The following is a 22,004-nucleotide window of genomic DNA, read 5'->3' as shown; positions in this document are numbered from 1 at the left end:
AAACAAAAACGCCACCCGAAGGTGGCGTTTCTGAACGTATAACGAATTCTTGGTGGCCCGGGGCGGAATCGAACCACCGACACAAGGATTTTCAATCCTCTGCTCTACCGACTGAGCTACCAGGCCAAGGTGGCGAATTATAGCAGACCAAAACGGGAATGCAAGAGCCGGCTGCGACTTTTCCCCGATTTCCTGCATGGCCATCACATTACTTGCCTGTGGATCAAATATGATTTGATATAAACGGTATTTTTCTCAACAAAGGATGGGCGCATAGTGTGGTCATCGAAATGTATTTGAGAGGACTGCCGCATGAACGCCACCACCAATCACACCGCCATCCCTGAAATCGGCCTGGGCACCTTCCGCCTGCAGGGCCAGGTCGTCATCGATTCCGTCACCACGGGTCTGGATGTCGGCTACCGCCATATCGACACGGCGCAAATCTACGGCAATGAAGCGGAAGTGGGCCAGGCGATCGCCGCCAGCGCCGTGCCGCGCGACGAGCTGTTCGTCACCACCAAGATATGGATCGAGAACCTGCAGCGCGACAAGCTGATTCCCAGCTTGAAAGACAGCCTGCACAAGCTGCGGCTGGAACATCTGGACCTGACCTTGATCCACTGGCCGTCGCCGCAGGACGCCATTCCCGTGGCCGACTACATGGCGGCGCTGGCGGAAGCCAAGACGCAGGGGCTGACCAAGGCCATCGGCGTGTCGAATTTCACCAACGCGCAGCTGCGGCAAGCCATCGATACGGTGGGCGCGGAAGAAATCGCCACGCAGCAGATCGAGATCCACCCGTTCCTGCAAAACCGCAAGGCCATCGATTTCGCGCGCAGCCAGGGCATCCACATCACGGCCTACATGCCGCTCGCGTACGGCAAGGTGATGGTCGATCCCGTGATCGCTGCCATCGCCGCGAAGCACGGCGTGACGCCGGCGCAAGTGGCCCTGAGCTGGTCGCTGCAGCAGGGCTTTGCCGTGATTCCGTCGTCGACCAGGCGCGCCAACCTGGAAGCGAACCTGCATTTCCAGCGCATCACCCTGTCGCCGGACGAGATGGCGCAGATGGCGACCCTGGAGCGTGGCGAACGCCTGGCCAACCCGGACGGGCTGGCGCCGCAGTGGGATTGAGGTGAAGCCCATGACTGCGATGCAAAAGCTGGGGCAGGGTGGCTTCAGTATCGGCCTGGAACTGCCGCTCGATAACGACTGGTCGTCCACGGGGCGCCATGCGCATGCGGCGTCCGGCCGCGTGCCGGGCGAGCCGGATCTGAAACAGCATGCGGCGCTGGCAAAGCTGGCCGACCGCCTGGGTTGTCGGGCCCTGTGGCTGCGCGACGTGCCCCTGTACGACCCGTCGTTCGGCGACGCGGCCCAGGTCTTCGAGGTGTTTACTTATCTCGGCTACCTGGCCGGTATCACGGACAACATCTTGCTGGGCACAGCCGCCGTGGTGCTGCCGCTGCGCGAACCGGTGCTGACGTTAAAAGCGGCGGCCAGCGTCGACCAGTTGAGCGGCGGACGTTTGCTGCTGGGCGTGGCCAGCGGCGACCGGCCCGTCGAGTATCCCGTGTTTGGCCGCGATTTCGACCAGCGCGGCGCCGCCTTTCGCGAGCAGGTCGCCATGCTGCGCGACTGGGGCGAGATGCGCCTGCCGCCCGGCATCCGTCTGCTGCCCAAGCCGGCCGCGCCTTTGCCGCTGCTGGTGGCGGGGCTGGCGCAGCAGTCGCCCACGTGGATCGGCGCGCAGATGGATGGCTGGCTCGCCTATCCGGGCACGCCGGACGATCATGCGCGGCGTTCGGCGCAATGGCGCGCCGTGGCCGGCGACGACAAGCCGTATGTCAGCTTCATCCACCTGGACCTGGATGAAGATCCGAGCTTGCCGCTGCAGCGCTTCCGCTTTGGTGGGCGCACGGGACGCGATGGCCTGATCGCCGAGCTGCACGCCATGCGCGAAGCCGGCGTGCGGCATATCGGCCTGCAGCTGCGGCAGAACCGCCGCCCGCTGGCCGAGACGATGCAGGAGATCGCGGACTACGTGCTGCCCGTCTTTCATGGAACCGCTTGATCTGGGGCACGCGTCCCGTACTTCGGGACTATCTGAAAAGGGTGGGGCAAACGCTATAATGGCCGCATGAACAGTCCTACTTCCCCCACCATGCGGCGCTTCATGCATAGCCACAGCGACGTTTGCATCGTCGGCAACGGCGCCATCGCGAAAACCACGGCGCTGGCGTTTGCCCAGGCAGGACAAAGCGTCACCCTGTTATCTCCGGCGAACCCGCCGGTGCCCGCATCCCCTTCGGCCGTTAAGCCCGTCGAAGCCAGCTGGGACGTGCGCGTGTATGCGCTCAATAATACGGCGCACCAGTTGCTGTCGTCGCTGAAGGTGTGGGGCGCGCTCGCGGCCGACAGGGTGGCGCCCGTTGACGCCATGCTGGTCAACGGCGACGGCGCGCAGGCGGGCGGACTCGGTTTCGACGCCTACGGCGCCCATGTGGGCACGCTGGCGTGGATCATCGAAGACCGCAACCTGGGCCAGGCGCTGGACGCCGCCCTCAAATTCGCGCCGAACGTCAGCGTGCTGCAGGGCCGCGCCAGCCGTCTGGAATGGACGAATGAATCGGCCATCGTGCACCTCGATGGCGGCGACACCATCACCTGCGCGCTGGTGGTGGGCGCGGATGGTGCCCAGTCGTGGGTGCGGGGCCAGTGCGATATCGGCCTCGATTACCGCTCGTATGGCCAGCGCGGCGTGGTCAGCAACTTCGCCTGCGAAAAGCCGCACCATGGCGCGGCGCACCAGTGGTTTACGGGCAGCGAAGGCATCGTCGCGCTGCTGCCGTTGCCGGGCGACCGCGTTTCTCTCGTCTGGTCGGCGCCCGATGCGCTGGCCGATACCTTGATGACCGAACCGGCCGACGCCCTGGCCACGCGCCTGGCCGCGTATTGCCAGGACAAGCTGGGAAAACTCACGCCGTTGCAGCCGGAACTGGTGCGCGCCTTCCCATTGACCCTGATGCGCCCGCACGCCATGGTGGCGCCGCGCGTGGCTTTGGTCGGCGACGCCGCCCACGTGGTCCATCCGATGGCCGGCCACGGGATGAACCTGGGTTTTGCCGACGTGGCGCAGCTGGTCAAGACGATCAGCGAACGCGAAGCGCACCGCGGCATCGGCGACGAACGCGTGCTGGCCCGCTATGCGCGCGCGCGCAAGGAAGACGTGCTGCTGATGCAGCTGGCCACCGATGGCCTGGCGCGATTATTTGGCGCCGATCTGGAACCGTTGCGCGTGGTTCGCAATTTGGGATTAAACTTGCTGGATAAATTACCTGCCCTGAAGCGCAAAATGATTGCACACGCATTGGGACATCCGTAAATATCAGCGTATCTTAAGATATCGCCGGATAATGGCATTAGTGAAAATTCAAGGTCGCCGCAGCTGGTCTGCGGCGCTCGTTTTATTAAAGAGATAACGGCGCCGGGCCCCCTGCCAGTTTCGCCGGGCGTTACAAGTGGAGAAGTGATAGTGATCAAAATGAGCAGAATCGCATTGGTACTGGCCTCGGGCCTGATGATGTCGTGCGCCGGCGCCGAAACGCCGACGGAAGCAAACATCAAAAAGCTGATCGAGCCGCGCCTGGGCGAAGGCGCCAAGGTCGATTCGGTCAAGGAAACGCCATACGGCGGCCTGTACGAAGTGCGCACGGGTGGCGACATCCTGTACACGGACAAAGCTGCGCAATACCTGTTCGTCGGCCACGTCTTTGACGCCAAGACGTCGCAAGACCTGACCAAGGTGCGCCTGGATGAAGTCAACCGCATCAAGTTCTCCGACCTGCCGCTCGATTCCGCCATGAAGACCGTCAAGGGCAATGGCAAGCGCGTGATCGCCGTGTTCGAAGATCCGAACTGCGGCTATTGCAAGCGCTTCCGCCAGAACGCTTTGAAGGAAATCGACAACGTCACCGTGTACACCTTCATGTACAACATCCTGTCGCCGGATTCCATCGTCAAGTCGCGCAATGTCTGGTGTGCACCGGACCGCAACAAGGCCTGGGATGACTGGATGTTGAACGGCAAGGCGCCGGCCACGGTGGCCGCCACGTGCGCCAACCCGCATGAAAAAATCCTGGCCCTGGGCCAGCAGCTGCGCGTCTCGGGCACGCCAGCCATCTTCTTTGCCGACGGCAGCCGCATTCCGGGCGCGGTTGATGCGAAAACGCTGGAACAGAAATTCTCGACCATTAAGTAATCCGGGCTGTCGCCAGGAAGGCTGGACGGCGCGCCCTCGCAAGGCGCGCTTTTTTTTGCGTTTTTTTCCGCTGTCGTATCATCAAGTGTTGTTCGTAGACGCCATAACAATCCAAAAAAGGGGAAGCAGCAGATGATTACCTTGAATATCAACGGACGCGACACGCAAGTCGACGCCGATCCATCCACGCCCATCCTGTGGGCGTTGCGCGATAACCTGAACATGACGGGCACCAAGTTCGGTTGCGGCGCGGCCCTGTGCGGCGCCTGCACAGTGCACCTCGACGGCCAGCCGATCCGCTCGTGCATCACGCCGATTTCCTCGGTGGGCGCGCAAAAGATCACCACCATCGAAGCGATGGAAAACGACCAGGTGGGCAAGGCCGTGCAGGCCGCATGGGTGCGCCACGACGTGCCGCAATGCGGCTACTGTCAAAGCGGCCAGGTGATGAGCGCGACGGCGCTGCTGCGCACCAACAAGGCGCCCAGCGATGCCGACATCGACGGCGCCATGAGCGGCAATATCTGCCGCTGCGGCACCTATCAACGGATCCGCGCAGCCATCAAGGACGCGGCCAAGACCCTGGCCTGAGGAGAACGGTATGCGTATCGAATGGTTGAATCAGGAAGCATTGCAGCATGGCGGGGTGACCCTGGGCGCGGCGCTGGCATCGGCGCCGGTGGCGGTCGTTGGCGCGGCCGATGGCGTGTCGCGGCGCGGTTTCATGAAGGCTGGCGCGGTGGCCGGCGGCGGCTTGATGCTGGGCTTTTTCCTGCCGGGCGCCGGCAAGCTGGCGCAGGCGGCCGATGCCGCGCCCGCCAAGCCCGTGTATGCGCCGAACGCGTTTTTGCACATCGCGCCCGATAACACGGTGACGGTGCAGGTGAACCGGCTGGAATTTGGCCAGGGTGTGCAAACGAGCTTGCCCATGCTGATCGCCGAGGAACTCGACGCCGACTGGAGCCTCGTGCACGGCGCCCTGGCGCCCGCCGGAGAACAATACAAGGATGCCGCCTACGGCATGCAGATGACGGGCGGCTCGGGCAGCATCGCCCACTCGTTTACACAGTACCGCGAAATCGGCGCGAAGGCGCGCGCCATGCTGGTGGGCGCCGCCGCCGCGCAGTGGAAAGTCAGTCCCGACCAGGTGCGCGCCGCCAAGGGTGTGCTGTATGGCCCCGGCGGACAAAAAGCGACCTACGGCGAATTTGCCGACGCGGCCATGCGCCAACCCGTGCCCGCCACCGTCAAGCTGAAAGACCCACGCGAATTTGTCATCATCGGCAAACCCGTGAAACGCCTGGACGCGGCGGCCAAGTCCACGGGAAAACAGCAGTTCGGCATCGACTTCAAGCCGCCAGGTGCGAAAGTGGCCATGGTGGCGCGTCCGCCCGTGTTTGGCGCCAAGGTGGCGAAATTCGACGCCAGCAAGGCCAAGGCCATTCCTGGTGTGCTCGAGGTGCTGGAAGTGAAGACGGACCGTGGCGGCAGCGGCGTGGCGGTGATCGCCACTGGTTACTGGCCTGCCAAGCAGGGGCGCGACGCTTTGGCGATCGAATGGGATACGAGCGCCGTGGAAAAGGTCAGCAGCGACAAGCAGCTGGCCGCCTTCAAGGCGCTGGCGAAAACGCCGGGCACCATCGCCAGGCCTGCCGACATGGGCAAGCTGGCCAATGCGCCGAAAAAGATCGAAGCTGTGTACGAGTTCCCTTACTTGGCGCACGCGCCGATGGAGCCGCTCAACTGCGTCGTCGACCTGCAAGCCGACAAATGCACGATGTGGGTGGGTTCGCAATTCCAGACGGGCGACCAGGCGGCGATCGCGGCCACGTCCGGCCTGAAACCGGAACAAGTAACCCTGCACACGATGATGGCCGGCGGCGGCTTTGGCCGGCGCGCCGTGCCCTCGTCCGACTATGTGGTGGAAGCCGTCAACGTCGCCAAGGCGTACCGGGCGGCGGGCAAGAGCGGTCCGTTAAAGCTGATGTGGAGCCGCGAGGACGACATCAAGGGCGGCTACTACCGGCCGTCGCACGTGCACCGCGCGCAGATCGGCCTCGACGCCAAAGGGAAAATCCTCGCCTGGGACCACACCATCGTGGGCCAGTCCATCATGGCCGGCACGCCGTTCGAAGCCTTCATGGTGAAAAATGGCGTCGACGGCACCATGGTCGAAGGCATGGGCGAGCCGTACACCCTGCCGATGAAGCTGTCCGTGCACACGGCCAAGGCGAACGTGCCGGTGCTGTGGTGGCGCTCCGTCGGCTCGACGCATACGGCCTTTGTCATGGAAACCCTGATCGACGAGGCGGCGCACGTGGCGAAGATGGATCCCGTCGCCTACCGCAAGCAGCTGATCGACGCCAAGCACACGCGCCACATCGCCGCGCTGGACCTGGCCGTGGCCAAGTCCGGCTATGGCAAGAAGAAGCTGCCGAAAGGGCAAGCCTGGGGCGTGGCCATGCACGAGTCGTTCAATTCCGTGGTCGCCTACGTGGTGACGGCGTCGGTGGTCCAAGGTGCGCCCAGGCTGCACCAGGTATGGGCGGGCGTGCATTGCAACCTGGCCGTCAATCCCCTGACGATCGAGGCGCAAGTGCAGGGCGCCGCGCTGATGGCGCTGGGCATGACCATCCCCGGCGCGGCCATCACGCTCAAGGATGGCGTGGTGCAGCAGCAGAACTTTGGCGACTACCCCGTGCCGCGCATGCAAGACATGCCGGTGATCGAGGTGCACCTGGTGCCGTCGGGCGACGCGCCGACGGGCATGGGCGAGCCGGGCGTGCCGCCATTGGCGCCTGCATTCGCCAATGCGCTGTTTGCCCTGACGGGCAAGCGCCTGCGCAAGCTGCCGTTCGACCTGGCGGCCGCATGACGGCAGTAGTTTTTTGAGTACGGTCGGCATCTTGCTGGCAGCCGGAAGGGGGCGCAGGTTCGACCCTTCCGGCGTGCAGAACAAATTATTGCAGCCTTTGACGGAAGGCTCGCATGCGGGCTTGCCGGTCGTGGTGGCGGCGGCCAGGAACATGCTGGCGGCCCTGCCGCGCGTGCTGGCCGTGGTGCGCGCAGACGATACGCAAGTGGCGCGTGCGCTCGGTGCGCTGGGCTGCGAAGTGCGCGTCTGCCACGACGCCGATACTGGCATGGCCGCCTCGCTTACCTGCGCCATCGACTATGTGCGCGGCGCGCCGGGCTGGCTGATCGCCCTGGGCGACATGCCTTTCGTGGAAGCGGCTACAATCGCCACCTTGTCGCAAGCCATCGGCGATGGCGCGCGCATCGCCGTGCCCGTGTTCCAGGGACGGCGCGGCAATCCTGTCGCGTTCAGCGCCTTTCACTTGCCGCTGCTGCTGGCGCTCGATGGCGACCAGGGCGCGCGCAGCATCGTCAACAGCCATGCCGTGTGCGAAGTGACAGTGGACGACGGCGGCATCTTGCGCGATATTGATACACCTGACGATTTGTCGCCGGTGCATGGCACGCCCGGGCGACTTTAGAACATCCATGCCAGACACGAGAAAAACATGAAAAAAGCTCCAATTAAAAAAAGCATCGCCAAGGCGCCCGCCGCCGGCATCATCTACAGCATCGCCGCCCTTGATCTGGCCGGTCACATGTTCAAGGTGACGTTGACGGTCAAGTCGCCGGCCGCCATCGGCCAGGTCCTGTCCTTGCCGGCCTGGATTCCGGGCAGCTACATGATCCGCGAATTTTCGCGCAACATCGTCAGCATCCGCGCCGAGTCCGAGGGCAAGGCCGTGGCGCTGACCAAACTGGACAAGCACTCGTGGCAAGCCGCGCCTTGTAAGGGCCCGTTGACGGTCGAATACGACGTGTATGCGTGGGATTTGTCCGTGCGCGCCGCCCACCTGGACCAGAATCACGGCTTCTTCAACGGCACCAGCGTGTTCCTGCGCGTGCTGGGCCAGGAATCCGACGCACATGAAGTGCACATCGTGCAGCCGAAGGATGCGGCCTGCAAGACTTGGCGTGTCGCCACGACCCTGCCGGAACTCAAGGCCAAGCGCTATGGCTTCGGCAGCTACCAGGCCGCCAACTACGATGAGCTGATCGACCACCCGGTGGAGATGGGCGACTTCGCGCTGGCCACCTTCACCGCGCATGGCGTGCCGCACGATATCGTCGTCACGGGCAAGGTGCCGAACCTGGACCTGGACCGTCTGTGCCGCGACCTGAAAGCCATCTGCGAAACGCAGATCACCTTCTTCGAGCCGAAGACCAAGAAAGCGCCGATGGACCGTTACGTGTTCATGACCATGGCCGTCGGCGATGGTTACGGCGGCCTCGAACACCGCGCCTCGACGGCGCTGATCTGCGCCCGCGCCGACTTGCCAACGACGGCGTCCACCAGCACGGAAATCGGCGACGGCTACCTGAAATTTCTCGGCCTGTGCAGCCACGAGTACTTCCACACCTGGAACGTCAAGCGCATCAAGCCGGCCGCTTTCGCGCCGTACAACCTGCAGGCGGAAAGCTATTCGCCGCTGCTGTGGCTATTCGAAGGCTTCACCAGCTATTACGACGACCTGATGCTGGTGCGCGCTGGCCTGATCGACGAGGCAGCCTATTTCAAACTGCTGGGAAAAACCGTCAACAGCGTCTTGCGCGGCAGCGGCCGCAGCAAGCAAAGCGTGGCCGATTCCAGCTTCGACGCCTGGGGCAAGTACTACCGCCAGGATGAAAACGCGCCGAACGCCATCGTCAGCTACTACACCAAGGGTTCGCTGATCGCGCTGGCCTTCGACCTGACGATCCGCACGAAGACGAATGGCGACAAATCGCTGGACGACGTGATGCAGGCGCTGTGGCAGCGCTATGGCCGCGATTTCTACAAGGGTAAAGCGCGTGGCGTGACGCCGGCCGAAGTCGAAGCCCTGTTCGATGAGATTGCCGGCACGCGCATGAAGCCGTTCTTCGAGCGCTACATCCGCGGCACGGACGACGTGCCGCTGGCGCGCCTGCTGGCGCCGTTCGGTGTGAAATACAGCGACGCGCGCAAGGCGGAAAAAGCCAGCCTGGACGTCAACCTGGGGCGCGACGGCAACGACGCCAAACTGGCGCAGGTACACCAGGGTGGCGCCGCCCACACAGCCGGCCTGTCGGCGGGCGACGTGCTGGTGGCCGTCGACGGCTTGCGCGTGACGGGCAGCAACCTGGACACCTTGCTGGGCCGTTACGCCGTCGGCGCCAGAGTCGCCATCCACGCCTTCCGCCGCGACGAGCTGATGACGTTTGCGGCCGTGCTGCAGGGCGACCGCGTGCCCGGCGTCAGCCTGACCCTGCTGCCGGCGCCAAAGAAAGCCACGGGGCCGAAGCGCCCTAGCGCTGTATAAGCTGTTCGTCACGCGGCAAGACAGAAAACCGGCCGTCACTGGCCGGTTTTCTATTTCAGACTGCAATTTCTCAAATGCAACTCATCCGTTGGCAGCCGCGGATAACCATCATATTTACTGCAAATGAACTAATTTTTCTTTAACTAAACTAAAATTGCCGAACTGCTTATTTTAGATCGCGCCCAACGTGGAAACCCTCGATCCCCGAACCATCATGCTGATGACGACCCTGATGTGCGGGGCCATGAGCATTGTCATGTTCTCGGTGTATCGCAGTTTCCGGCGCGAGGTGCATGGCCTGGGGCATTGGGCGGCCGGTTTGCTGTTGCTGGTATGCGCGTCCCTGCTGTTTGGCACCCGCGAGGTACTGCCGCCGGCATTGTCGATGATCGCGGCTAATGCGGCGCTGGTGGCCGGCATCGGCCTGTCGATGCTGGGCACGGAAAAATTCTTTGGCCTGGCGCCCAGCCGCCGCGCCTATCTGCTGATACTTGCCCTGGCCATCGCCGGCAATAGCTGGTGGCTGCTGGCGCGCCCCGATTTCTCGGCGCGCGTGGCGGTCTTTTCCCTGCTGGTCTTCCTGTTTTATGCGCGCCAGGTGCAACTGGTGTGGCGTCATGGCGAACGCCATTTCTCGAGTTTTTTCTTTGGCGTGCTGATGCTGATGCAAGCCCTGGTGGTGCTGGTGCGGGGCATGTCGGCCTTGCTGCATGGCGGCGCCAGCGTGAACCTGACGGTGGCAGGCACGCCGGCCGGCATCTATCTGGCGGTCGCCAATTTCATGGCGTTGCTGCTGACGGTGGGCTTCATGACGGTGGCGACGCGCCGCCTGCAGCAGATACTCGAGCGCCGCTCGACCCATGACCCGCTGACGCAGGTGCTGAACCGGCGCGGCTTTGGCGACGCCTATGCGCGCGAGACGGGCAATCTGCGGCGTCGCCGTTTGCCGCTGACACTGCTCAGCATCGACCTCGATTACTTCAAATTGATCAATGACCGCTACGGTCACGCGGTGGGCGACCAGGTGCTGGCGCACGTGGCCGCCGTCATCGGCAGCGCCTTGCGCGAATCGGATTGCGTGGCGCGTTTCGGCGGCGAGGAATTCGTCGTGCTGATGCCGGACATGCCGGCGCATAATGCGCTGGGCGTGGCTGAACGCATCCGCGCCTTGCTGCACGAACCCAGTCATGCGGGGCTGCCGCCGTGTACGGTCAGCATCGGCGTCGCTTGCCAGGCATCGGTGGTGGAAGGGCTGGAACAGCTGCTGTCGCGCGCCGATGCGGCCCTGTACCTGGCCAAGGAGCGGGGACGCGACCGCATCGAACTCGATACCGCCGCGGTTACTGCGGACCGGACAAGGTCCGCAGCTGGAACCGGTACTGGTCGTTGAACAGAAAGGTTTCGGAAAAATCGAAGGTTTTGGCGTGGCGGCGCATCAGGTGCCCGGCCGGAGGAAACGCGTCTTGCACGCGCCGCACGGCGGCCAGCGCGGCGGCCGATGCTTCGCCGTCGCGCGAACGGTGTACGTGCACGTTTTTCAGTTCGCCGTCCGGCCCCACGCTCAGGTCAAGCACGACGATGGCCGGCAGCATGGGCGGCAGGCGCCCGCTGAACGTGTATTCTGAGTTGGCGGCCATGATCTGCTGCGCCACCAGCGATTTGTAGGCGTCGATGCTGGCGGCCAGCTGTATCGCGGCCGGCGTGCGAGCGGGCGTGGACATGGGTGTGTTCACTGCCGGCGGGGGCGCAGTCTGGCAAGCCGACAGCAGAACAGCAGTGGCAAGGACGGTGATCGCGTGTTTCATGCCTGCCAGACTACCATGCTTTAACTGAACAGGCGTTCCAGCTCCACGCCCGGGTCTGGCGCGCGCATGAACGCTTCGCCCACGAGGAAGCTGTGGATGTGCGCGTCGCGCATGCGTTGCACGTCGGCCGTGCTGTGGATGCCCGATTCCGTGATGATCAATTTGTCTTGCGGGATGCGCGGCAAGAGATTGATGGTCGTGTCCAGTGAAGTTTCGAAGGTGCGCAGGTTGCGGTTGTTGATGCCGATCAGCGCGCTCTTGAGTTTCAGGGCCGCCGTCAGTTCTTCACCGTCGTGGCTTTCGATCAGCACGCCCATGCCCAGTTCGTGGGCGCACGCTTCCATCTCGGCCATCAGGCCATGGTCGAGCGCCGCGACGATCAGGAGGATGCAGTCGGCGCCCATGGCCCGCGCTTCATAGATCTGGTACATGTCGACCATGAAATCCTTGCGCAGCACGGGAATGGCGCAGGCGGCGCGCGCCTGCTGCAGGTATTCCACGCAGCCCTGGAAGAACTGCTCGTCCGTCAGCACGGACAGGCACGCCGCGCCGTGTTGGGCATAGCTGGCGGCGATGTCGGCAGGGCGAAAGTCGGCGCGGATCACGCCTTTCGAGGGCGACGCTTTTTTGACTTCGGCGATGATGCCGGGCTTGCCGTCGGCGATGTGCTGGCGCAGGCTAGCTTCAAAACCGCGCAGGCCGGCGCGCAGTGCGCTGTCGCTTTCCACGTCGCCGCGCAGGCTGGCCAGACTGCGGTGGGCTTTGGCCTTGGCCACTTCATCGGCTTTTACGGCCAGGATTTTATCGAGTATGTCGGACATGATGGTCGCTATTCTATAAGGAGGGCGGAGGGCTTACGCTTGCTTTGGTGTGCCCAGCTGCTGCGTGACCTGCACGAATTGATCGAGTTTTGCCAGGGCCGCGCCCGAGCTGACGGCGGTGCGCGCGCGCGCCAGGCCGTCTTCGATCGAGCTGGCCACGCCGGCCGCGTACAGCGCCGTGCCCGCGTTCAGGGCGACGATGTCGGCGGCGGCGCCGGGTTCACCGCGCAGCGCTTCCATCATCTTCGCCTTCGATTCGACGGCATCGGCCACCTTCAGGTTGCGGCTGGCGATCATCTGCAAACCGAAATCTTCGGGATGGATTTCATATTCGCGGATTTCACCGTTGACCAGCTCGCCCACGAGGGTAGAGGCGCCCAGCGACACTTCATCCATATTGTCGCGGCCATACACGACGATGGCATGCTGCGCGCCCAGGCGCTGCAGCACGCGCACCTGGATGCCGACCAGGTCGGCGTGGAACACGCCCATCAGAATGTTCGGCGCACCGGCCGGATTCGTCAGCGGCCCGAGGATATTGAAAATCGTGCGCACGCCCAGCTCCTTGCGCACGGGCGCCGCATGCTTCATGGCCGCATGATGGTTCGGCGCATACATGAAGCCGATGCCCGTCTGCGCGATCGACTGGGCGATCTGCTCGGGCTGCAGGTTGATGTTGACGCCCAGGGAGTCCAGCACGTCGGCGCTGCCGGACGAGGACGAGACGCTGCGCCCGCCATGCTTGGCCACGCGCGCGCCGGCGGCCGCCGCCACGAACATCGAGGCGGTGGAAATATTGAAAGTGTGCGCGCCGTCGCCGCCCGTGCCGACGATGTCGAGCAGGTTGGTGGTGTCGGCCATGGGCACCTTGGTGGAAAACTCGCGCATCACTTGCGCGGCGGCGGCGATTTCGCCGATGGTTTCCTTTTTCACGCGCAAGCCCACGGTCAGGGCGGCGATCATGGTGGGCGACATTTCACCGGACATGATCTGGCGGAACAGGTACAGCATTTCGTCGTGAAAAATTTCGCGGTGTTCGATGCAGCGCAGCAGGGCTTCTTGTGGTGTGATCGGCATGATGCTTCCTTCTTCAATGATGGCGCAGGAGGACACTGATGGCACGCCGTGGCGTGCGCGGAAAATCAGCGCTCGAGAAAATTCTTCAGCAGGGCGTGGCCGTGTTCCGAGAGGATTGATTCGGGGTGGAACTGCACGCCCTCGATATCGTATTCCCGGTGGCGCACGCCCATGATTTCGCCGTCGTCCGTCCACGCCGTCACTTCCAGGCAGGAAGGCAGCGAGGCGCGTTCGATCGCCAAAGAGTGGTAGCGGATCACTGTGAAGGGGCTGGGGATGTCCTTGAAGACACCCACGCCCGTATGCGCGATGAGGGAAGTTTTGCCATGCATGACTTGCTTGGCGCGGATGACCTTGCCGCCAAACGCTTCGCCGATGGCCTGGTGGCCCAGGCACACGCCGAGTATCGGCTTCTTGCCGGCGAAGTGCTTGAGCACTTCCACCGAAATGCCCGCCTGTGCCGGCGCTTTCGGGCCGGGCGAGATGCAGATGCGGTCCGGGTTCAGCGCCTCGATCTGTTCGATCGTGATTTCATCGTTGCGGTAGACCCGCACGTCTTCGCCCAGCTCGCCGAAATACTGCACGATGTTGTAGGTGAAGGAGTCGTAATTGTCGATCATGAGCAGCATCTTAAAACCCTCCATCCAGGCCATCTTGCACTTGTTCGGCGGCGCGCAGCACGGCGCGCGCCTTGTTTTCCGTTTCCTGCCATTCCATTTCGGGGATGGAGTCGGCCACGATGCCGGCCGCGGCCTGCACGTACAGCATGCCGTCCTTGACCACGCCCGTACGGATGGCGATGGCCACATCCATTTCGCCGCCAAACGACAGGTAGCCGCAGGCGCCGCCGTAGATGCCGCGCTTGGTGATTTCCAGCTCGTCGATCACTTCCATGGCGCGCACTTTCGGCGCACCCGTCAGGGTGCCGGCGGGGAAGGTCGCGCGCAGCACGTCCAGGTTAGACAGACCCTTCTTGAGGGTGCCTTCCACGTTCGAAACGATGTGCTGCACATGCGAGTATTTTTCGATGACCATGCGGTCGGTGACTTGCACGCTGCCCGTCTCGGCAATGCGGCCAATATCGTTGCGCGCCAGGTCGATCAGCATCACGTGCTCGGCGATCTCTTTCGGGTCGGCCAGCAGCTCGGCCGACAATTCGGCGTCGCGCTCCGGCGTGGCGCCGCGCGGACGGGTGCCGGCGATGGGGCGCAGGGTGACTTTCTTGCCGCCGTCCGCCGTCTTCTCGTTGCGCACCAGGATTTCCGGCGAGGCGCCGATGATTTGCATGTCGCCGAAATTATAGAAGTACATATACGGCGACGGGTTGAGCGAACGCAAGGCGCGGTACAAAGTCAGCGGCGAATCGACGTATGGTTTGCGGATGCGCTGGCCGATCTGCACCTGCATCAGGTCGCCCGCCATCACGTATTCATGCGCCTTGGCGACGGCCTTCAGGTAGTCTTCCTTGGAAAAGTCGCGGATGGTTTCCGTGCGCACGGAAGCGCTGGTGACGGGCGCATCGACACCGCGGCGCAGCATCATGCGCAAGTCCTTCAGGCGCTGCTGCGCCTTCGAAAACGATTCGGGCTGCGTGGTGTCGGCATAGACGATCAGATACAGTTTGCCGGACAGGTTGTCGATGACGGCCAGTTCTTCCGTCACCATCAGCTGGATGTCGGGCAGCTTCAAGTCATCTTTCGGCGCGCCGCCGGCCAGTTTTTTCTCGATGTGGCGCACCGTGTCGTAGCCGAAGTAGCCGGCCAGGCCGCCGCAGAATCGCGGCATGCCGGGGCGCAGGGCCACCTTGAAGCGCGACTGGAACTGTTCGATGAAGTCGAGCGGATTGCCTTCGTGCTCTTCGATCACGACGCCGTTCTTGACGATTTCGGTGCGCTTGCCATAGCTGCGCAACACGGTCGTGGCGGGCAAGCCGATGAAGGAATAGCGGCCGAAGCGTTCGCCGCCGACGACGGATTCGAGCAGGAAGGTGTTCTTGCCACCTTGTTGGGCCTGTGCCAGTTTCAGGTACAGGGTGAGCGGCGTTTCCAGGTCGGCGAACGCTTCCGCGATCAGGGGGATGCGGTTGTAGCCTTGCTGGGCCAGCGATTTGAATTCGAGTTCGGTCATGTTTCTCTCCATGCCGTCAGGGTATGAGTGTGCATAGTGCACAAACCCTGCGGTGGGTTATCAAAAAACTTGCCGGTACATGCAACATGCGCAAAATGCGCAAAGGACGCGTGTGCAGCCGGCAGCAATCGTAACGGCTCGGCCCTTAGGCCTGCCAGGATTGCCAGCGTCGCCAAAGCCAGGCCTCAATCGAGCCGGTTTGGGTGACATTGTGTTTTTTGATGAGAAACGTGTTCACGATATGGTGTTGGGTTTGGTCAGTATGCCGGTTAGTTTTGCATGCTAATAAAACGGGCTGCTTCGAGCAGTGTCTTTACTATACCATCGGAATCGGTATCGTGTATAGAGTGTCCGTGATTGTAGCCATAGGGTACCGTCAGTACGGGGCAAGCCGCAGCCCTGGCCGCTTGCGCGTCATTCGAGGAGTCGCCGATGGCCACCACTTTGGATGGCGCCAGGTCGAAGTCCGCGCACACTTGCAGCAGCGGCATGGGGTGCGGTTTTTTCTGCGGCAGCGAATCGCCGCCGTAGACGATCTCGAAATACTGGTCCAGGTTTTTCAGTTTCAGCAGGGGCAGGGCGAAGGCGATGGGCTTGTTGGTGACGCAGGCCAGGCGCAAGCCCGCCGCCTTCATCGCCGCCAGTCCCGCTTCCACGTCCGGGTAGAGGGTGCTGAACTGGCCATTGATGGCCAGGTAGTGGCGCTGGTAGCCGTCCATCGCCTGCTCGAAATGCTGTTCCACGCCGGCCGCATCGAAGTCGAGCGCCAGCACGGTGCGGATCAGGTTTTCCGAGCCTTTGCCGACCATCAGCTTGATGGCGTCGGCGCTGATGGGCGCCAGGTCCAGTTCGGCGCGCATGCCATTGATGGCGACATGGAAATCGGGCACGGTGTCGAGCATCGTGCCATCGAGGTCGATGATGGCGGCGCGCACGCCGGCCAGTACGTGGTCTTTCACCGTGCCCGCTTGCATCAGGCGCCCTTGACGGCTGCCAGTTCGGCGCGCATGGCGTCGATGACGGCTTTGTAGTCGGGCTTGCCGAAGATGGCCGAGCCGGCGACGAAGGTGTCGGCGCCGGCGGCGGCGGCGGCGGCGATGTTGTCGATCTTGATGCCGCCATCGACTTCGAGCATGATGTCACGGCCCGATTCGTCGATCATGCGGCGCGCTTCGGCGATTTTTTTCAAGGCTTGCGGAATGAAGGACTGGCCGCCGAAGCCGGGATTGACGGACATGATCAGGATGATGTCGATCTTGTCCATCACGTGTTCCAGGTAATGCAGCGGCGTGCCGGGGTTGAATACCAGGCCCGATTTGCAGCCATTGTCGCGGATCAGCTGCAAGGAGCGGTCGACGTGATCCGACGCTTCCGGGTGAAAGGTGATGATGTTCGCGCCAGCCTTGGCGAAATCCGGGATAATGCGATCGACAGGCTTGACCATCAGGTGCACGTCGATGGGCACTTGCACGTGCGGGCGGATCGCTTCGCATACCAGCGGGCCGATGGTCAGGTTCGGCACGTAGTGATTGTCCATCACGTCGAAGTGGATGATGTCGGCGCCGGCGGTAACGACGTTGCGCACTTCCTCGCCCAGGCGGGCAAAGTCGGCGGACAGGATGCTGGGAGCGATACGGAATGTTGTCATGGTGAAGTAGCCAAAGGATAGAAAATGCGAAGATGCGCTATTTTACGCCTGACGCCGTTACCATGCCTCATTGAAGCATGGGGAAACACAGAATACGCATCGCGCGATGGCCTATGCGTCGCGCGCGACACACAATATGACTGGCAATGTCTGAATAGGAATGACGATGGCGACTTATGAATTTACGGTAACGGTCAAGACGCAATACCTGCCCGAGCAATCGGCACCGGACCAGGGGCGGCACGTGTTCAGCTACACGATCCGCGTCGTCAACACGGGCACGGCTGGCGCGCAACTGATTTCGCGCCACTGGGTCATCACGGATGCGAACAATAAGGTGGAAGAGGTGCGCGGCCTGGGCGCCGTCGGCCATCAGCCATTGCTGCAGCCGGGCGAGCAGTTCGAATACACGAGCGGCACCATGCTGGGCACGCCGCAAGGCTCGATGCACGGTGAATACTTTTGCGTGGCCGAAGATGGCCATCAGTTTGAAGCTTTGATTCCCGAATTCGTGCTGTCGGTGCCGCGCACCCTGCATTAAGGAAACGCCGGGGGCTTGCCCCCTTACTTCAGTTTTTCGGTGGCGTCCTGTTCTTCACTGAGCTGCTTGCGCGCCGGCGGTGCGGGCTTTTTGCCCGAATACATGGTCCACCAGACTATAAATGCCAGCAAGAAGAACGCCACCAGCGCCTCTATCATCAAGATCCACATACGCACTCCTATGTTATTTACCCGCAGCTTAGTATTTACCCGCCGTCTGTTGACACGCGGTAGTCTACCCGTTTCAATCGGCGCCGTCGCGCTTGCTCTCTCCGCCTGTACCACGCCACCCGCGCCACCCGCTTCCAGCGGCAAGGCGCCACCCATCGCGCCGACCGTCGTCAAGCCGGTTCCGGCCAAGCCGGCCGACGCCAATGATGCCACGGATGTGGCGGCCCCCACCTTTGTGCCCGCCAAGTTTGCCGCCTTGCCTGGCTGGGCCCGCGACGACATGCGCGCCGCCTGGCCCGCGTTCATGGCGTCGTGCGGCGTGCTGGTCAAGCGTCCGGACTGGAAGGAATCGTGCACGATCGCGCGCCAGGTGAATGCGGACAGCGACAAGGCCATCCGCCTGTTTTTCGAGACTTTCTTTGTGCCAAATCAAGTGGTGGCCGCCGATGGCGCCAATACTGGCTTGGTGACCGGCTATTACGAACCCTTGCTGCACGGCGCGCGCAAGCGCGGCGGCCCATACCAGACGCCGCTGTACAAGGTGCCCGATGACCTGGTCTCGGTGGATTTGTCGGGCGTGTATCCGGAACTGAAAAACATGCGCTTGCGGGGCAAGCTGGTCGGCAAGAAGGTGGTGCCGTACGCCACCCGCGCCGATATCGAGCGCGCCACGTCCGTCACGGGCAAGGAATTGCTGTGGGTGGATGATGAAGTCGAGGCCTTCTTCCTGCAAGTGCAGGGTTCCGGGCGCGTGCAGCTGACCGATACGCAGGAAACCGTGCGTGTGGCGTATGCGGATCAGAATGGCCACCCGTATAAATCGATCGGCCGCTACCTGGTCGACAAGGGCGAGCTGACCCTGAGCCAGGCGTCCGCACAGGGCATCAAGGCGTGGATCGCCGGCCACCCCACGCGCAAGGATGAATTGTTCAACGCCAATCCCAGCTATGTGTTCTTCAAGGAAGAGCGCCTGCCCGACCCGAAAGTGGGGCCGAAGGGCGCGCTGGGCGTGCCGTTGACGCCGCAGCGCTCGGTGGCCATCGATTCGCGCTTCCTGCCGCTGGGTGCGCCCGTGTTCCTGTCCACCACGCAAGCCAATAGCGAGATTCCCATGCAGCGCCTGGTGATGGCGCAGGATACGGGCGGCGCCATTCGCGGGCCGATCCGGGTCGATTATTTCTTTGGCTTTGGCGCGGAAGCGGCCGAGAATGCGGGCCGCATGAAGCAGAGCGGCGCCGTGTGGGTGTTGTTGCCGAAACAGGCGCCGGCGCGCTGAGTTTCTCGCAGCGCCGGGCAGTTCGTGGTGTCGCTTAGCGCAAGACCATCACTGGCAAGTGAGTGTGCGCCAGCACTTTTTGCGTTTCGCTGCCCACGAACAGCTTGTTCAAGCCCTTGCGGCCATGCGAAGCCATCAGGATGATGTCGCAATGGTAGGTCTGCGCCGCATTGACGATCTCATCATGCGGGCTCGGCGATACGGCCACCACGCCTTCGAAGGGCACGCCGGCGGCGCTTGCCGCTGCGCCGATCTTGTCGATGGCGCGTTGCGACGCTTCCTGCATCTGCTGTTCATACAGGCTGGCGTCGAGCACGATGCCGCCGTCGGCCATGGGCGAGAACGGGAAAGGCTGCACCACGCTGATGGCGACCAGCTTGGCTTTGTTCAATTGGGCGAAGGCGAGAGCGGTCTCGGCGGCTTTGTCGGACAACGGCGAGCCGTCGGTGGGAAATAAGATGGTGTTAAACATAGCGTGCTCCTCAAGTGATGTAAGACAGCTTATGGATTTACATCAATTAAAACCTTGATGTAAATCAAACCTCACAGGCTTTGGCGTGAATAGTGTCGCCAAGGCAATCTTTTAGCAGTGTATGCCCGTTCATCGCTTCAGGTGCGCACGCTACGCAGCGGCGTGCCCCACACCATCGCGACCGTCAACACAATGCTGCCTGCCGCAATGCAGGCCAGGCCATTGCGCACGCCAAAGTGTTCCGCTACCCAACCGGCGGCCAGCGCGCCCAGCGGTGCCGTCGCCACCGTCAGGAAGCGCATGGTCGACGTCATGCGGCCCAGCATGGGGTCGGGCGTGACCTTCTGGCGCAGGCCCAGGTAGGGAATAAAGAACAGCATCACGCCGCAATCGAAAAAGAACATCAAGATGGCATACGCTACGGCGCTGGCGGCTGCGCTGCCGAACAGCGCGGCGGGAATCGTTGGCGTCAGGGCAAAGCAGAGCGAGGTCGATGCCAGGCCGATCAGGATGGTGCGGCCGGCGCCGTAGCGGCGCGTCAGTGGCTTGACGATGAAGGCGCTGAGCAAGACGCCGGCGCCACCGAGCATCTGCGTCATGCCCAGCACGCCAGGGCTCATGCCCAGGTCGCGCGTGGCGAACAGCACGGTCAAAGCCATGCTGGCGTAAAACAGGAAATGCCAGATGCCGGCACCCCAGGCGAGCGCGCGCAGCAGCGGTTCGCGCCACACAAACAGCAAGCCGTCGGCGATGTCGCGCAAGGCGTGCTTGCTTGACGGTGCTGGCCGCGGATCGCGCACGCTCATGGCGCGCAAATTGAAGACGGAAATCAGATAGCCGCAAGCCGTGCACAGGATGGCGACGGGCGCCGACAACACTTGCACCAGCACGCCGGCCAGGCCGGGGCCGATCAGGCGCGAAGCCGATTCGGTGGCGGCAAATTTCGATTGCGCATCGATCAAGCCGTCGCGGCCCACCAGGAAAGTCAGGAACACCTGTTCGGCGCCGCCACCGACGACGAAGCCTGTGCCGATGATGAACCCCACTATATATAACCATGGCATCGACAGCACGCCGCACCAATAGGCCACGGCCACGCTGGCAAGGGCCAGGCCCGACATGCTTTCGCTGAAAAGCATGATCGGGTGCTTGCTGCGCCGGTCCAGCAGTACGCCGACGGGCAAGCCGAAGAGGGCGAAGGGCAGCGCCTGCAGCGCGACCAGCACGCCCATCTGTTCCGGCGTCGCATGCAATAACAGTACCGCGCACAGGGGCAGGGCCAGCGAGGTGATCTGGGCGCCGAAGCAATTGAGACCGTTGCTGAACCACAAGCGGCGGAAATTGACGCTGGCGGCGCTGCCGTCGCCGTGCAGGTAACGGGCGCAGTACTGGAAGAGGGGAGAGAAAATACGCTGCTCGATAAAGATGATCGGACTCACAATAATAGCAGCGCACCTGCCGCGCCGCTGCCGTTAGCCGCTACAATCGTTGCACCGTTCATCGAGAGGAGACACTATGCAATACGAAGACCTGATCATCGACATCCAAGATAAAGTGGCGGTCATCCGTCTGAACCGCCCCAAGGCGCTCAATGCATTGAACGACAATATGATGAATGAGCTGGGCGACGCCTTGCTGAAGTTCGACGCGGACGAGAATATCGGCTGTATCGTGCTGACGGGCAGCGAAAAAGCGTTTGCCGCCGGCGCCGACATCGCGGCCATGGCCGATTACACCTATCCGGACACCTTTACCCAGGGTTACATCAGCCGCAACTGGGAACATATCTTGCGCGTGCGCAAACCTGTGGTGGGCGCGGTGGCCGGCTATGCGCTCGGGGGCGGTTGCGAACTGGCCATGATGTGCGATTTCCTGATCGCCGCCGACAGCGCCAAATTTGGCCAGCCGGAAATCAAGGTCGGCGTCACGCCGGGTGCGGGCGGTACGCAGCGTCTGCCGCGCGCCATCGGCAAGGCCAAGGCCATGGATCTGCTGCTGACGGCGCGCACCATCGACGCCGCCGAGGCGGAACGCATCGGCCTCGTGTCGCGCGTAGTGCCGGCCGATAAATTGCTGGAAGAAACCCTGGCTGCCGCCAAGACGATTGCCGCCATGCCGACCTCGGTGGCCATGATGATCAAGGATTGCGTCAACCGTGCCTTTGAAACCACCTTGAACGATGGCGTCGCCTATGAGCGCCGGCTGTTCCAGGCCGCCTTCGGTACGCCTGCACAAAAAGAAGGCATGCACGCTTTCCTGGAAAAGCGCTTGCCAAACTTCGACGGTCTTTGATATGATTCGCCTCCTCGCAAAACGACGCACACAAAACATGGTGTTGCAGAGTAAAAGCGGGGAGAAAAAGAAGGTTGACGAAATGCTGCAAACGCTTCATACTCTTCCTTCTTCGCAGCTGGCAAACACAACGCTTTGTCGATAGCGCGAAAGCAGT

At 62.7% G+C, this 22,004-nt stretch carries 22 protein-coding genes and 1 tRNA gene; 12 read left to right on the top strand and 11 right to left on the bottom strand.

Features of this window, described 5'->3' with window-relative positions:
* Positions 1-50 precede the first annotated feature (50 nt).
* Positions 51-126, bottom strand: a tRNA-Phe gene (locus HWE17_RS25850).
* Between the two features lie 186 nt (positions 127-312).
* Between HWE17_RS25850 and dkgB the strand changes: the two genes are divergently transcribed.
* The 9 genes from dkgB to HWE17_RS25805 all read left to right on the top strand — a co-directional run bounded on the left by dkgB (position 313) and on the right by HWE17_RS25805 (position 11,008).
* Entirely contained in the window at positions 313-1,137 is an 825-nt protein-coding gene (gene dkgB / locus HWE17_RS25845) for a 2,5-didehydrogluconate reductase DkgB (protein ID WP_176390753.1), read from the top strand.
* 10 nt (positions 1,138-1,147) lie between these two features.
* Complete coding sequence (locus HWE17_RS25840; protein ID WP_176390752.1) at positions 1,148-2,077, top strand: TIGR03571 family LLM class oxidoreductase; 930 nt, start codon at positions 1,148-1,150, stop codon at positions 2,075-2,077.
* Between the two features lie 66 nt (positions 2,078-2,143).
* A complete protein-coding gene (locus HWE17_RS25835) occupies positions 2,144-3,388 on the top strand; it encodes an FAD-dependent monooxygenase (RefSeq protein WP_176390751.1) in 1,245 nt (414 codons plus the stop codon).
* Between the two features lie 159 nt (positions 3,389-3,547).
* Positions 3,548-4,264, top strand: a complete 717-nt coding sequence (locus tag HWE17_RS25830; RefSeq protein ID WP_034785648.1) for a DsbC family protein — start codon at positions 3,548-3,550, stop codon at positions 4,262-4,264.
* A gap of 132 nt (positions 4,265-4,396) precedes the next feature.
* Positions 4,397-4,855, top strand: a complete 459-nt coding sequence (locus HWE17_RS25825) for a (2Fe-2S)-binding protein (RefSeq protein ID WP_034753534.1) — start codon at positions 4,397-4,399, stop codon at positions 4,853-4,855.
* A 10-nt stretch (positions 4,856-4,865) separates the two neighbouring features.
* Positions 4,866-7,139 carry a xanthine dehydrogenase family protein molybdopterin-binding subunit gene (locus tag HWE17_RS25820; protein WP_176390750.1) on the top strand — a complete coding sequence of 758 codons (2,274 nt, stop codon included), beginning with the start codon at positions 4,866-4,868 and terminating at the stop codon, positions 7,137-7,139.
* A gap of 13 nt (positions 7,140-7,152) precedes the next feature.
* Positions 7,153-7,761 (top strand): NTP transferase domain-containing protein, encoded by a 609-nt coding sequence (locus HWE17_RS25815; RefSeq protein ID WP_176390749.1) that lies wholly within the window; start codon positions 7,153-7,155, stop codon positions 7,759-7,761.
* 27 nt (positions 7,762-7,788) lie between these two features.
* A complete protein-coding gene (locus tag HWE17_RS25810; RefSeq protein ID WP_176390748.1) occupies positions 7,789-9,618 on the top strand; it encodes a M61 family metallopeptidase in 1,830 nt (609 codons plus the stop codon).
* A gap of 187 nt (positions 9,619-9,805) precedes the next feature.
* A complete protein-coding gene (locus HWE17_RS25805; RefSeq protein ID WP_235211790.1) occupies positions 9,806-11,008 on the top strand; it encodes a GGDEF domain-containing protein in 1,203 nt (400 codons plus the stop codon).
* On the opposite strand, the gene HWE17_RS25800 is transcribed toward HWE17_RS25805, so the two are convergent.
* From HWE17_RS25800 to rpe, 7 genes are all read right to left on the bottom strand, one after another.
* Entirely contained in the window at positions 10,959-11,339 is a 381-nt protein-coding gene (locus HWE17_RS25800; RefSeq protein WP_176390747.1) for a hypothetical protein, read from the bottom strand. The genes HWE17_RS25805 and HWE17_RS25800 overlap by 50 nt on opposite strands.
* A 104-nt stretch (positions 11,340-11,443) precedes the next feature.
* The gene (gene trpC, locus HWE17_RS25795; protein WP_176390746.1) at positions 11,444-12,244 is read right to left on the bottom strand and encodes an indole-3-glycerol phosphate synthase TrpC; all 801 of its coding nucleotides are present in this window, start codon (positions 12,242-12,244) and stop codon (positions 11,444-11,446) included.
* Between the two features lie 33 nt (positions 12,245-12,277).
* A complete protein-coding gene (gene trpD, locus HWE17_RS25790; RefSeq protein ID WP_176390745.1) occupies positions 12,278-13,321 on the bottom strand; it encodes an anthranilate phosphoribosyltransferase in 1,044 nt (347 codons plus the stop codon).
* A gap of 65 nt (positions 13,322-13,386) precedes the next feature.
* A complete protein-coding gene (locus HWE17_RS25785) occupies positions 13,387-13,950 on the bottom strand; it encodes an aminodeoxychorismate/anthranilate synthase component II (protein ID WP_035824429.1) in 564 nt (187 codons plus the stop codon).
* Between the two features lies 1 nt (position 13,951).
* Entirely contained in the window at positions 13,952-15,448 is a 1,497-nt protein-coding gene (gene trpE / locus HWE17_RS25780) for an anthranilate synthase component I (protein ID WP_176390744.1), read from the bottom strand.
* A 269-nt stretch (positions 15,449-15,717) separates the two neighbouring features.
* Positions 15,718-16,422 carry a phosphoglycolate phosphatase gene (locus HWE17_RS25775; protein WP_035824434.1) on the bottom strand — a complete coding sequence of 235 codons (705 nt, stop codon included), beginning with the start codon at positions 16,420-16,422 and terminating at the stop codon, positions 15,718-15,720.
* On the bottom strand, positions 16,422-17,096 hold the full coding sequence (gene rpe / locus HWE17_RS25770) for a ribulose-phosphate 3-epimerase (RefSeq protein ID WP_034753544.1): 675 nt from the start codon (positions 17,094-17,096) through the stop codon (positions 16,422-16,424). Before rpe ends, HWE17_RS25775 begins: the two co-directional genes overlap by 1 nt.
* 166 nt (positions 17,097-17,262) lie before the next feature.
* Between rpe and apaG the strand changes: the two genes are divergently transcribed.
* Positions 17,263-17,637: a Co2+/Mg2+ efflux protein ApaG gene (gene apaG / locus HWE17_RS25765; RefSeq protein WP_035828598.1), complete on the top strand. Its 375-nt coding sequence runs from the start codon at positions 17,263-17,265 to the stop codon at positions 17,635-17,637.
* Between the two features lie 23 nt (positions 17,638-17,660).
* On the opposite strand, the gene HWE17_RS25760 is transcribed toward apaG, so the two are convergent.
* Positions 17,661-17,807, bottom strand: coding sequence for a hypothetical protein (locus HWE17_RS25760; protein ID WP_167468630.1), 147 nt, complete (start codon positions 17,805-17,807; stop codon positions 17,661-17,663).
* Positions 17,808-17,856: 49 nt separating this feature from the next.
* On the opposite strand from HWE17_RS25760, the gene HWE17_RS25755 reads away from it, so the two are divergent.
* Positions 17,857-19,083 carry a murein transglycosylase A gene (locus HWE17_RS25755; protein WP_217916892.1) on the top strand — a complete coding sequence of 409 codons (1,227 nt, stop codon included), beginning with the start codon at positions 17,857-17,859 and terminating at the stop codon, positions 19,081-19,083.
* A 34-nt stretch (positions 19,084-19,117) separates the two neighbouring features.
* Here the strand turns inward: HWE17_RS25755 and HWE17_RS25750 are convergent, their stop codons facing one another.
* Together HWE17_RS25750 and HWE17_RS25745 are read right to left on the bottom strand one after the other, a co-directional pair.
* Positions 19,118-19,555 carry a universal stress protein gene (locus HWE17_RS25750; protein ID WP_034785626.1) on the bottom strand — a complete coding sequence of 146 codons (438 nt, stop codon included), beginning with the start codon at positions 19,553-19,555 and terminating at the stop codon, positions 19,118-19,120.
* Positions 19,556-19,692: 137 nt separating this feature from the next.
* Positions 19,693-20,994: an MFS transporter gene (locus tag HWE17_RS25745; RefSeq protein WP_369681778.1), complete on the bottom strand. Its 1,302-nt coding sequence runs from the start codon at positions 20,992-20,994 to the stop codon at positions 19,693-19,695.
* A gap of 76 nt (positions 20,995-21,070) precedes the next feature.
* Between HWE17_RS25745 and HWE17_RS25740 the strand changes: the two genes are divergently transcribed.
* The gene (locus HWE17_RS25740) at positions 21,071-21,847 is read left to right on the top strand and encodes an enoyl-CoA hydratase (RefSeq protein WP_176390743.1); all 777 of its coding nucleotides are present in this window, start codon (positions 21,071-21,073) and stop codon (positions 21,845-21,847) included.
* Positions 21,848-22,004 lie beyond the last annotated feature (157 nt).

It is taken from the genome of Janthinobacterium sp. BJB401 (genome assembly GCF_013372745.1).
Lineage (GTDB): Bacteria > Pseudomonadota > Gammaproteobacteria > Burkholderiales > Burkholderiaceae_D > Janthinobacterium > Janthinobacterium rivuli.
This window is presented reverse-complemented; position numbering and strand designations above follow the sequence as displayed.

Excerpts from the sequence above, each read along its gene's own strand:
- dkgB (WP_176390753.1), top strand. The coding sequence starts at position 313 with ATGAACGCCACCACCAATCACACCGCCATCCCTGAAATCGGCCTGGGC.
- HWE17_RS25840 (WP_176390752.1), top strand. The coding sequence starts at position 1,148 with ATGACTGCGATGCAAAAGCTGGGGCAGGGTGGCTTCAGTATCGGCCTG.
- HWE17_RS25835 (WP_176390751.1), top strand. The coding sequence starts at position 2,144 with ATGAACAGTCCTACTTCCCCCACCATGCGGCGCTTCATGCATAGCCAC.
- HWE17_RS25830 (WP_034785648.1), top strand. The coding sequence starts at position 3,548 with ATGAGCAGAATCGCATTGGTACTGGCCTCGGGCCTGATGATGTCGTGC.
- HWE17_RS25825 (WP_034753534.1), top strand. The coding sequence starts at position 4,397 with ATGATTACCTTGAATATCAACGGACGCGACACGCAAGTCGACGCCGAT.
- HWE17_RS25820 (WP_176390750.1), top strand. The coding sequence starts at position 4,866 with ATGCGTATCGAATGGTTGAATCAGGAAGCATTGCAGCATGGCGGGGTG.
- HWE17_RS25810 (WP_176390748.1), top strand. The coding sequence starts at position 7,789 with ATGAAAAAAGCTCCAATTAAAAAAAGCATCGCCAAGGCGCCCGCCGCC.
- HWE17_RS25800 (WP_176390747.1), bottom strand. The coding sequence starts at position 11,339 with ATGTCCACGCCCGCTCGCACGCCGGCCGCGATACAGCTGGCCGCCAGC.
- trpC (WP_176390746.1), bottom strand. The coding sequence starts at position 12,244 with ATGTCCGACATACTCGATAAAATCCTGGCCGTAAAAGCCGATGAAGTG.
- trpD (WP_176390745.1), bottom strand. The coding sequence starts at position 13,321 with ATGCCGATCACACCACAAGAAGCCCTGCTGCGCTGCATCGAACACCGC.
- HWE17_RS25785 (WP_035824429.1), bottom strand. The coding sequence starts at position 13,950 with ATGCTGCTCATGATCGACAATTACGACTCCTTCACCTACAACATCGTG.
- trpE (WP_176390744.1), bottom strand. The coding sequence starts at position 15,448 with ATGACCGAACTCGAATTCAAATCGCTGGCCCAGCAAGGCTACAACCGC.
- HWE17_RS25775 (WP_035824434.1), bottom strand. The coding sequence starts at position 16,422 with ATGCAAGCGGGCACGGTGAAAGACCACGTACTGGCCGGCGTGCGCGCC.
- rpe (WP_034753544.1), bottom strand. The coding sequence starts at position 17,096 with ATGACAACATTCCGTATCGCTCCCAGCATCCTGTCCGCCGACTTTGCC.
- apaG (WP_035828598.1), top strand. The coding sequence starts at position 17,263 with ATGGCGACTTATGAATTTACGGTAACGGTCAAGACGCAATACCTGCCC.
- HWE17_RS25760 (WP_167468630.1), bottom strand. The coding sequence starts at position 17,807 with ATGTGGATCTTGATGATAGAGGCGCTGGTGGCGTTCTTCTTGCTGGCA.
- HWE17_RS25750 (WP_034785626.1), bottom strand. The coding sequence starts at position 19,555 with ATGTTTAACACCATCTTATTTCCCACCGACGGCTCGCCGTTGTCCGAC.
- HWE17_RS25740 (WP_176390743.1), top strand. The coding sequence starts at position 21,071 with ATGCAATACGAAGACCTGATCATCGACATCCAAGATAAAGTGGCGGTC.